The organism is Bacillus sp. UNCCL81 (genome assembly GCF_900112535.1).
GTDB classification, from domain to species: domain Bacteria; phylum Bacillota; class Bacilli; order Bacillales; family Bacillaceae_G; genus Gottfriedia; species Gottfriedia luciferensis_B.
The window spans coordinates 24654-36179 of the sequence record NZ_FOMF01000007.1 but is presented as its reverse complement, the minus strand read 5'-3'; the positions used below and the strand labels follow the sequence as shown (position 1 = coordinate 36179).

Annotated in this window: 10 protein-coding genes; 9 read left to right on the top strand and 1 reads right to left on the bottom strand. The window is 32.9% G+C overall.

Going from position 1 to position 11526, the window contains the following annotated elements; genetic code table 11:
* Window positions 1-26 precede the first annotated feature (26 nt).
* From BM319_RS15840 to mdh, 4 genes are all read left to right on the top strand, one after another.
* The gene (locus BM319_RS15840; RefSeq protein ID WP_069034597.1) at window positions 27-485 is read left to right on the top strand and encodes a DUF441 domain-containing protein; all 459 of its coding nucleotides are present in this window, start codon (window positions 27-29) and stop codon (window positions 483-485) included.
* Between the two features lie 175 nt (window positions 486-660).
* Window positions 661-1779: a citrate synthase gene (citZ, locus tag BM319_RS15835; protein ID WP_069034596.1), complete on the top strand. Its 1119-nt coding sequence runs from the start codon at window positions 661-663 to the stop codon at window positions 1777-1779.
* Window positions 1780-1913: 134 nt separating this feature from the next.
* Entirely contained in the window at window positions 1914-3194 is a 1281-nt protein-coding gene (icd, locus tag BM319_RS15830; protein WP_025568412.1) for an NADP-dependent isocitrate dehydrogenase, read from the top strand.
* Window positions 3195-3230: 36 nt separating this feature from the next.
* Window positions 3231-4169: a malate dehydrogenase gene (gene mdh / locus BM319_RS15825; protein WP_025568413.1), complete on the top strand. Its 939-nt coding sequence runs from the start codon at window positions 3231-3233 to the stop codon at window positions 4167-4169.
* Between the two features lie 57 nt (window positions 4170-4226).
* Here the strand turns inward: mdh and BM319_RS15820 are convergent, their stop codons facing one another.
* A complete protein-coding gene (locus tag BM319_RS15820) occupies window positions 4227-4691 on the bottom strand; it encodes a DUF8821 family protein (protein ID WP_025568414.1) in 465 nt (154 codons plus the stop codon).
* Window positions 4692-5029: 338 nt separating this feature from the next.
* On the opposite strand from BM319_RS15820, the gene BM319_RS15815 reads away from it, so the two are divergent.
* The 5 genes from BM319_RS15815 (at window position 5030) to polA (ending at window position 11516) form a co-directional block, all read left to right on the top strand.
* On the top strand, window positions 5030-5500 hold the full coding sequence (locus BM319_RS15815; protein WP_025568415.1) for a MaoC/PaaZ C-terminal domain-containing protein: 471 nt from the start codon (window positions 5030-5032) through the stop codon (window positions 5498-5500).
* 177 nt (window positions 5501-5677) lie between these two features.
* Window positions 5678-6394, top strand: coding sequence for a response regulator transcription factor (locus tag BM319_RS15810; protein WP_025568416.1), 717 nt, complete (start codon window positions 5678-5680; stop codon window positions 6392-6394).
* Window positions 6387-8153 (top strand): two-component system histidine kinase PnpS, encoded by a 1767-nt coding sequence (gene pnpS / locus BM319_RS15805; RefSeq protein ID WP_025568417.1) that lies wholly within the window; start codon window positions 6387-6389, stop codon window positions 8151-8153. The genes BM319_RS15810 and pnpS overlap by 8 nt, the downstream gene beginning before the upstream one ends.
* A gap of 317 nt (window positions 8154-8470) precedes the next feature.
* Window positions 8471-8650: a DUF4177 domain-containing protein gene (locus BM319_RS15800; protein ID WP_049813519.1), complete on the top strand. Its 180-nt coding sequence runs from the start codon at window positions 8471-8473 to the stop codon at window positions 8648-8650.
* Between the two features lie 238 nt (window positions 8651-8888).
* Window positions 8889-11516, top strand: coding sequence for a DNA polymerase I (gene polA, locus BM319_RS15795; protein ID WP_084006976.1), 2628 nt, complete (start codon window positions 8889-8891; stop codon window positions 11514-11516).
* The last annotated feature ends 10 nt before the right edge of the window (window positions 11517-11526 follow it).

Here is an 11526-nt window from a genome sequence, read left to right as displayed (position 1 = left end):
ATTATACATTAAGGGGATACTAACAAATGAGTGAATCGACAATTTTTCTCTTAGTTTTATTATTAATTGGTGCAATCGCTAAAAATAACTCTTTAATTATTTCAATTATAGTATTGTTAGTACTAAAATATACTCCCTTAGGAGTTCGAGTATTTCCGTATATGCAATCAAAAGGTATTAATTTAGGCGTAACAATCATTACGATTGCTGTATTAGTACCAATAGCGACCGGAGAAATCGGTTTTAAAAATTTGATTGATGCATTAAAAACCCCTGTTGCCTGGATCGCACTACTCTCTGGTATCGCCGTAGCTCTTTTGGCAAAAGGTGGAGTACAATTATTAGCAACTAGTCCACAAATAACAGCAGCATTAGTACTAGGTACTGTACTGTCTGTAGCGGTATTTAAAGGGGTTGCAGTAGGGCCTTTAATTGGAGCTGGAATCGCATATCTATTCATTTGGATTGTAGAATTAATTAAGTAATTGCATAATAATTATATTTTAGTAAATTGTTTTCATTCACAAAAGTCAGATTATTGTTTATAATAAGTGATAGTAGGGTTCCTTTCTATATATACTCGGTATTTAAAAAGAGTTATACCAGTATATGTATGTATTAAATACTAGGGAAATTTTTGCGTAAAGGAGAGAGGGGAATATGACAGTTAAAAGTGGTTTAGAGGGTGTTGTAGCAGCTACGACTTCTATAAGTTCTATTATTGATGATACATTAACGTATGTGGGTATCGGTATTGATGAATTAGCAGAATATGCAAGTTTTGAAGAAGTAGTATATTTATTATGGCATCGCAAGTTACCAAATAAGGATCAACTTAAAGAACTTGCTTCTCAATTAGCAGATAATGCCGAATTACCAGAAGAAGTTATTACTTACTTAAAATCAACTAATTTAAAAAATGTACATCCTATGACTGTACTACGTACAGTTATTTCAATGCTTGCATTGTATGATAAAAATGCTGAAGCAATGGACTCAGATTCAAATTATCTTAAAGCAATCCAACTTCAAGCTAAAGTTTCAACATTTGTGGCAGCGTTTTCTCGAATTCGTCAAGGGCTTGAACCAGTTGCTCCTAATAAAGATTTATCTTATTCGGCTAACTTCTTATACATGCTAACAGGTGATAAACCTAATGCAATTGCTGAAGAAGCAATTAATAAGGCTTTAGTACTACATGCTGACCATGAATTAAATGCTTCGACATTTACTGCACGCGTTTGCGTAGCTACATTATCTGATATTTATTCAGGTATTACAGCTGCGATTGGAGCTTTAAAAGGTCCATTACACGGCGGCGCAAATGAAAGCGTTATGAAAATGTTAGCTGAAATCGGTGAGATTGAAAATGTTGAATCTTACATTCAAGAGAAAATGGATGCTAAAGCGAAAATTATGGGATTCGGACATCGCGTATATCGTGGTGGGGACCCACGTGCGAAACATTTAAAAGAAATGTCTCGTCAATTAGGTGCAATTACTGGAGAGTTAAAATGGTACACAATGTCTGAAAAAATTGAAGAACTTGTTACAACTCAAAAGAATATTCCACCAAATGTTGATTTCTACTCTGCATCTGTTTATCACAGCTTAGGAATTGAACATGATTTATTCACTCCAATCTTTGCTATTAGCCGTATGTCTGGCTGGACTGCACACATTTTAGAACAATATGAAAATAATCGTATTATTCGTCCGCGTGCAGATTATACAGGACCAGAGAAAAACTCTTACATTCCAATTGAAGAGCGTGCATAAAGAAATAATTGAATACTTAAAATAGTATTTAATATTCGAATAATAGTGGTATAGTAAAGAGAGGAAGAGGAATCTTCCTCTCAAAAGCATGTATTTTAATGAATTTAATTTATTTATACAAGGGGGAGCATGTAATGCAAGCTGAAAAAATTACATTAGTAGACGGCCAATTAAACGTGCCAAACAATCCAATTATTCCTTTTATTGAAGGCGACGGTACAGGCCCAGATATTTGGGCAGCATCATCACGTGTTTTAGATGCAGCTGTTGAAAAAGCATATAATGGTAATCGTAAAATTGAATGGAAAGAAGTTCTTGCTGGTGAAAAAGCATTTAATGTTACTGGTGAATGGTTACCTCAAGAAACTTTAAATTTAATTGAAGAGTACATGATCGCAATTAAAGGACCTTTAACAACTCCAGTTGGTGGTGGTATTCGTTCTTTAAACGTTGCTCTACGTCAAGAATTAGATTTATTTGTGTGCTTACGTCCTGTACGTTACTTTGAAGGTGTACCTTCACCAGTTAAACGTCCAGAAGATACTGACATGGTAATTTTCCGTGAAAACACTGAAGATATCTATGCAGGTATCGAATATGAAAAAGGTTCTGAAGCAGTTCAAAAAGTTATCGAATTCTTACAAAAAGAAATGGGTGTTAATAAAATCCGTTTCCCAGAAACATCTGGTATCGGTATCAAACCAGTTTCTGAAGAAGGTACAAAACGTCTTGTACGTGCAGCAATTAATTATGCAATCCAAGAAAACCGTAAATCTTTAACTTTAGTTCATAAAGGTAATATCATGAAATTTACTGAAGGTGCATTTAAGAACTGGGGTTATGAAGTTGCTGAGCAAGAATTCGGCGACAAAGTATTTACATGGGCAGAATACGATCGCATTGTAGAAACAAGCGGTAAAGACGCTGCTAACAAAGCAATGGATGAAGCTGAAAAAGCTGGGAAAATCCTAGTAAAAGACAGCATTGCTGATATCTTCTTACAACAAATTTTAACTAGACCACGTGAGTTCGATGTAGTTGCTACAATGAACTTAAATGGTGACTATATTTCTGATGCACTTGCTGCTCAAGTTGGTGGAATTGGTATCGCTCCTGGAGCAAATATCAACTACGAAACTGGACATGCTATTTTTGAAGCTACTCATGGAACAGCACCTAAATACGCTGGTTTAGATAAAGTAAACCCATCTTCAGTTATTCTTTCTGGAGTATTAATGCTTGAGCATATGGGTTGGAATGAAGCAGCTTCTATGATTCTTAAATCAATGGAAAAAACAATCGCTTCAAAAGTTGTTACTTATGACTTTGCTCGTCTAATGGATGGAGCTACTGAAGTGAAATGTTCTGAATTTGCAAACGAATTAATTTCAAATATGGAATCAGTTCTTGTATAATTAAATTGTGTTTGTAAATAAAAGGGAGGTATTTGTATGTCAATTCGTAGACGTAAAATTTCCGTAGTAGGTGCTGGGTTTACTGGTGCTACAACAGCTTTCTTGCTTGCACAAAAGGAATTAGGGGATGTTGTGATAGTTGATATTCCACAACTTGAGAACCCTACTAAGGGCAAAGCCTTAGATATGCTTGAAGCAAGTCCAGTTCAAGGATTTGATGCTAACATTATTGGTACTAGTGATTATGCTGACACAGCTGATTCAGATGTAGTAGTCATTACAGCAGGTATCGCTCGTAAACCGGGTATGAGCCGTGACGATCTAGTATCAACTAACTCAAACATCATGAAAGCAGTTACTCGTGAAATCGTAAAATACTCTCCTAACTGTACAATCGTTGTTTTAACTAATCCGGTTGATGCAATGACTTATACAGTATACAAAGAAGCTGGTTTTCCTAAACACCGCGTTATAGGACAATCTGGAGTTCTTGACACAGCACGTTTTAGAACGTTTGTAGCTCAAGAATTAAATTTATCCGTTAAAGATATTTCTGGATTTGTTTTAGGTGGTCACGGAGACGATATGGTACCATTAGTGCGTTATTCATATGCTGGTGGTATTCCATTAGAAAAATTAATTCCAAAAGATCGTTTAGAAGCTATTGTTGAACGTACTCGTAAGGGTGGCGGAGAAATCGTTAATCTACTAGGTAACGGAAGTGCTTATTATGCACCTGCTGCATCTTTAGTAGAGATGGTTGAAGCTATACTTAAGGATCAACGTCGCGTATTACCTACAATCGCTTATTTAGAAGGCGAATATGGGTACAGCGGTATTTACTTAGGAGTTCCTACAATTATTGGCGGAAACGGTATTGAACAAATTATCGAATTAGATTTAACCGCTGAAGAAAAATCAGCGTTAGATCGTTCAGTTGCAGCTGTCAAAAACGTTATGAACGTTTTAGCTTAAAAAGAAGACCCACAAGTAATTTCTAATTACCTTGTGGGTCTTTCATTTTATCCTACTTTAATATTCACCTTTAATTACAAAATATGAGCCACGAATCGTTCCAGCTAGTTTAGACTTCTGCCTAGCAAACTTAAACTTCTCTACTAACTCCATTGGAATTTCCATTCCGTCAGAAAGTTTAAAACCAACAGCACGCTTTTTAGGGTCATCAACCGTATACATAACATTTACCGAAAGTCCATCCTCATAAAAGACGTAGGTAAATTTAATATTTTCCACTTGAAAACGAGATGTTTCTAAAGGTTTAGCAGCGAATACGATATCACGTTCTTCTTTCAAAATTCGGTTAACATAATCAAGTGTCTCCTGACTTTCACTAGCTGGTACAACCGTAAATTCATGTTTGTACTTGTTCATAAAATAACGAGCTTCATTTGCACGTAAACCAGCAAGTGCATCTACTACTGGGGAAGACTCTAAACCAACCGTAGACACATTTTTAAAATCAACTGTATAAGACATGTCCATCTCTCCTTTTCACTTAGCCAAACTTTAATTTAATCATCTTATCTACTAAATTATACCAAAAACTTATGCATCTGAATTGTCGTTTCACGGTATAAGTATGTACAAGTTTTTTATGCAACAAACCACAATGATTTTTATACAGAACGAATATAGAGTATTTAATTACTTATTAAGGAGAAAGATAGAATTTTATCATCCATAAGGGGGAAAATATAAACAGACGAAAAGTAAAAATTTTTATAAGTTTTTTTATAAAAATTTTGCCGATTAAGAAGGAAATTTGCTGTTGTTTATCGAATTTTTAAAATATTAAGATAAACAGGGGGTTTAATATGTTAACTAAAAAAGCAAAAATCGGACGAAAACTTGAAGACATTTCAATTGGTGAAAAGTTAATTGTAACAGAACATATTGATGAAAAACATATTTACTTATACCTGGCTTTAACAGGCGATACAAACCCATTATATACTCAATACAACTATGCTTCTCAAACAAAATATAATAAACCGATTGTTCCAAGTTTTATTATAAGCGGGCTAGTCTCTGCAGCAGTTACAAAACATTTACCTGGTCCAGGAAGTCATATTATAAAAAAAGAACTTCAATTCGATCAACATATATATCACAATGAAACAATTTCAATTCATTTTGAGGTAGTCGAAATTAACTTAGATTTAAATGAAGTATGTATTAATGTAAGCGTTTTAAATAAAACGCAAACTGAAATTGCTAATGGAAAACTGACAGTAATTCCACCAACGGTAAACCAATCGAATGCTCTATTATATGAAAATTTTTAACTATAGAATGTCAACTCTGACATTCTTTTTTTGTTGTTTTACTTTTGAATGAACTTTCCATCCCTGCTTTTTACGTTTTACGTCTGATGGAATTTTTAGTATGATTAAAAAGTAGACATAAATAATAAAATAGTTACAAATGGATGAGGGGTTAACAATGACCTGGAGGAATATGAAATGAACAATAAAATTCTTGTAGTTGACGATGAAGAGCATATCTTAACTTTAATCAAATTTAACCTAGAACAAGCAGGCTTCCAAGTTGTTACAGCTACTGATGGGGATGAAGGTTTACAAAAGGCTGTAGAGGAAAAACCAGAATTAATTGTTCTAGATCTAATGCTACCTAAAAAAGATGGTATGGAAGTATGTAAAGAATTAAGACTACAAAGAAATACGACGCCTATTTTAATGGTTACAGCAAAAGATGATGAATTTGATAAAGTGTTAGGACTCGAACTTGGTGCCGATGATTACATGACAAAACCATTTAGCCCAAGAGAAGTCGTAGCTAGAGTTAAAGCGATTTTAAGAAGATCTAAAATTACTGAGACACCAGTACAATCAAATGACGATGCTGATACTTTAATAATAGCTGATCTAAAAATTCTACCTGAGTACTATGAAGCATATTTCCAAGGTGAAAAACTAGAGTTAACACCTAAGGAATTTGAGTTATTATTATATTTAACGAAAAATAAAGGTAGAGTATTAACTAGAGATCAATTATTAAGTGCTGTTTGGAATTATGATTTTGCTGGAGACACTAGAATTGTCGATGTTCATATTAGCCATTTAAGAGAAAAAATTGAACTAGACTCGAAAAAACCAGTTTATATAAAAACAATTCGTGGATTAGGATATAAATTAGAGGAACCAAGATTAAATGAGTAATCTTAATCGAAAATTGCTCTATGGATTCTCTGCAATCATAATCGTTATTCTTGTTATATTAGGAATCGTACTAGGGCAAATATTTAAATCCTTTTATCTGACAAACTATGACCAAAGAATTGAGAAAGAAACTAACTTAATTGCCTCAATTATGGAGTCGAATACACCATTAACAAAGAATATATCTAATCAGACGTTAAAAAAGATATCAAAGGACTTAAATATCGATATTATATTATTTGATGATCACTATAATCTGATTGCTAAATCTAGCAATGAGAATGTGGAATTGAATATATCATCAAAGGATTTAAAAACTTATCTAGAACGACTTGATAAAGTAGAGAGTGCAGCTAAATTTACTGAAAAAGATTCTGCAGCTAAATATTATGGCAAGAAAATTACAGATAAACATGGCAATAAGCAATTTTTAATTGTCGATTATTCAACTAAGTCAATCAAAGAAGTTTACCGAAGTATTTCGATGTTATTATTTTCATTATTAGGTTTTGTTTTATTTGCCATCATAGTTTTACTGATACGATACTCGCATCAATTTTCAAAACCAATTGAAGATATTACACAAGTTGCAATTGAATTATCCAAAGGGAATTATAAAGCTAGAACATTAGCTGAAAGTAATGAATCGACAACAATGTTAAGTCAAGCAATGAATGTACTTGCAAAAAATCTACAAGAAATGACTAGTCAACAAGAAATGCAGCAAGATCGATTAAACACATTAATCCATAATATTGGTAGCGGGGTTGTTTTAATTAATAGTAGGGGTCATGTAAACCTAATTAATAAAACATATCGAGAAACATTCAAAATTGACTCCAGAAGTATACTGGGTGAACTTTATTATGACGCATTTAAACATAAAGAAGTCATTGAAATTGTGGAAGAAATTTTTCTAAAAGAAATAAAAGTTAGAAAGCAAATCATTCTGCCATTATCAATTGAAAGAAAACATTTTGAAATATATGGTGCACCAATCATTGGGATAAATCACGAGTGGAAAGGAATCGTTCTTGTTTTCCATGACATAAGTGAATTAAAGAAATTAGAGCAAGTTCGAAAAGATTTTTTTGCAAATGTATCCCACGAGCTTAAAACACCTATTACATCTATTAAAGGTTTTACTGAAACTCTACTAGATGGAGCAATGGAAAATGATGAGTTATGTAAAAACTTCTTATCGATTATTTTAACGGAAAGTGATCGTATGCAGACACTTATTCAAGATTTGTTAGACCTTTCAAAAATTGAGCAACAGAATTTTAAATTAGATCTTGCAGAAGTATCAGCAAAACAAGTTATTGAAGATGTACAGCAAATGCTTAATCAAAAAGCAGAAGAGAAGAATATAGACTTCAAATTATATTTAAATAGTCCGTTAGTTGTATATGCTGATGCGTTAAGATTAAAGCAAGTAATTATTAATTTAGTTGATAACGCAATTCACTATACTCCAGCTGGTGGTAAAGTATTTATTACTGCCTCCGAGACGAATGATCATATTGTTTTAAGGGTTAATGACACAGGAGTTGGAATTGGAAAAGAAGATATATCTCGTATTTTCGAACGTTTTTACAGAGTAGATAAAGCAAGAAGTAGGAACTCTGGAGGGACAGGCCTAGGACTAGCGATTGTAAAGCATCTTGTCGAAGCGCATAAAGGCAAAATCGAAGTTGAAAGTAAACTAGGCCATGGGACATCATTCATTGTAACATTAAATAAAAATATTTCGATGTAACATTTACATTGTTTTTACATTGTATTTATTAATAATTAATAAAAAATTGTTATAGTTATGATGAAAACCCCTTCATCCAAGGAGTTATCTTAAACCGGGAGTAGTTATACTTCCGGGATTTTTTATATTTAATACTGTTTTATTTTTTCTTTAAGGTGTCCATACTAGTGGATACCTTTTTTATTACACTTTAAGATCGTATAAATTGGCAACGAGTAATCACCACAGTCGAAGAGTTTTCTTTATTTGATCATATTACTTTTATAATTTTTGGGGAAATTATGAGTGTTGAATCATACATCGGAGGGTGGATACAGATGTACGAATACGAATTTGTAAAAGTTAACACGAAATCATCAAATAGATATTATTATGACGTAGTTGGGAACTATGCTAAAAGTGGCTGGCGCCTCCATCAGGTTGTAAATAATCAGCAAGCAGCAATAGAAGGTTCATGTGTTGAACTAATTTTTGAGCGAGAAATCGACTTGAATTAATTACAGAGGTAGTCTTACGATTCATTCTTAAAAGTCATAATTATTCAACTTTAGTCTCAAGTGAATAAAAACTTTTAATATGCCTGAATCAAAGACGACCTCTTTTTCTTTTATGAATAGTTCGTGTTAAAATGTTAAGAGCAAGGAAATGAGGAAACGACTAACCTCTTGAAAAGATAAAGTATGAAATAAAATTATACATAAAAAGATAGTGAGATTTGTAATAGGAAGGGGATCTATTTTGAAGAAAAAATTGGTTTTAATTGATGGGAATAGTATTGCCTATAGAGCTTTCTTTGCATTGCCACTTTTAAGTAATGATAAAGGTGTCCATACGAATGCAATTTATGGATTTACAATGATGTTAATGAAAATTCTTGAAGATGAAAAACCGACTCATATGCTTGTTGCATTTGATGCAGGGAAAACAACATTTAGACATAGTACATTTAAAGAATATAAAGGTGGAAGACAAAAGACTCCACCAGAGTTAAGTGAGCAGTTTCCACTTGTTCGCCAGTTATTAGATACATACGGAATTGCACGTTATGAGTTAGAGAATTATGAAGCGGATGACATTATTGGTACACTTGCAGGTCAAGCTTCTAAAGATGAATATGAAGTAAAGGTTATCTCAGGTGATCGAGATTTATTACAGCTAGTTGATGATCGTATTACAGTAAGTATGACTAAAAAGGGTATTACTGAGGTTGAAGAATATACTCCTGCAGCGATTCATGAAAAATATGAGATTACACCTGATCAAATTATTGATATGAAAGGTTTAATGGGTGATAAATCTGATAATATTCCTGGTGTACCAGGTATTGGGGAAAAGACTGCAATTAAACTTTTAAAACAGTTTCAAACTGTAGAAGGTCTTTATGAAAATATAGGGGAAGTAAGTGGAGCAAAGCTTCTTCAAAATTTAAGTGAAAATAAAGATCAAGCCTTAATGAGTAAACAATTAGCGACAATTAATAAAAACTCACCAATTGAATTAACTGTAAATGACACAACGCTTCCAGAAGCCGATACGAATAAAGTAGCGGAATTTTTTAAATCCCTTGGATTCACATCATTGTTAGCTAAATTGGATATCCAAGAAACGATGGAAGATCTAGAAGAGATTAACTATGAAGTACTAGATTCAATTGAGGAGAAACATTTAGCGAACCATTCAAGCTTAATCGTTGAAATGATCGGAGAAAATTATCATACAGAAGAAATTCAAGGGTTTGGACTTTCAAATGAAAAAGGTCATTTCTTTATTCCAACAACTGTTGGATTAGAGTCGGATTTATTTAAAAAATGGCTTGAGGATGAGAGTGTTAATAAGAATGTATATGATGCAAAAGGTGCTTATGTTGCACTAAAGTGGAGAGGGATTAATTTAAATGGTGTTAATTTCGACCCGTTACTTGCTTCATATATATATGACCCTGCCCAGTCTAATAAAGAATTTGCTGATATCGTAAATGGTAAAATAGATTTTTCAATTCAAACTGCCGAATCGATTTATGGTAAAGGTGCAAAGCAAACTAAACCATCAGATGAAGTTTTATCAGAATATATTGTTCGTAAAACAATTGCTATTAGCAAATTAAAAGAAACTTTAGAAGAATCATTGCGAAAAAATAGTCAATTTGAACTACTAACAGAATTAGAATTACCATTAACTTTTATTTTAGGTGATATGGAATTTGAAGGAGTAACAGTCAGAGAAGAGACTCTTCGTACGATGGGTTCAGAACTAGCTAATACGTTAAAAGAGCTTGAAGAGTCTATTTATGAGTTAGCCGGTGAAAAATTCAATATTAATTCACCAAAGCAACTAGGTGTTATATTATTTGAAAAGTTAAATTTACCATCTGGTAAAAAAACAAAAACTGGTTATTCGACTTCTGCTGATGTACTTGAAAAATTAGAGGCAGAACATGAAATCATACGATTAATTCTTCACTATCGTCAAGTTGGGAAATTAAATTCTACTTATGTAGAAGGTTTATTAAAAGTGATCAATGAATCAGATTCCAAGGTTCATACACGATTTAATCAAGTATTAGCACAAACTGGTCGCTTAAGCTCAATTGATCCTAACCTGCAAAACATTCCGATTCGTTTAGAAGAAGGTAGAAAAATTAGAAAAGCTTTTGTCCCATCTAAAAAAGACTGGCTGATCTTTGCTGCCGATTATTCTCAAATTGAATTAAGGGTATTAGCTCATATCGCACAAGACGATAATTTAATGGATGCATTTAAAAATGACTTTGATGTTCATACAAAGACTGCAATGGATGTTTTCCATGTTAGTGCTGATGAGGTAACAAGTAATATGAGAAGACAAGCAAAAGCTGTTAACTTTGGGATTGTATACGGAATTAGTGATTATGGATTATCACAAGGATTAGGTATTACAAGAAAAGAAGCGTCTAGATTTATTGAAAAGTACTTTGCTAGTTTTCCAAAAGTAAAAGATTATATGTCAGATATTGTTCAAAAGGCTAAACTAGAAGGATTTGTAAGTACAATCTTAAATAGACGTCGTTATATCCCTGAAATTTCAAGCTCAAATTTTAATGTTCGTGGATTTGCTGAAAGAACAGCGATGAATACGCCAATCCAAGGTAGTGCTGCAGATATTATTAAAAAGGCGATGATTTTATTAGATGAACGTCTTAAAGCAGAAAAACTTCAGGCAAAATTAATTTTACAAGTACATGATGAATTAATATTAGAAGCTCCAAAAGAGGAATTAGCAATTTTAGAAAAAATCGTACCAGAAGTAATGGAACATGCAGTCGAGCTAGTTGTGCCATTAAAGGTTGATTATAATTTTGGAGATTCTTGGTTTGAAGCAAAATAAATAGATAGGA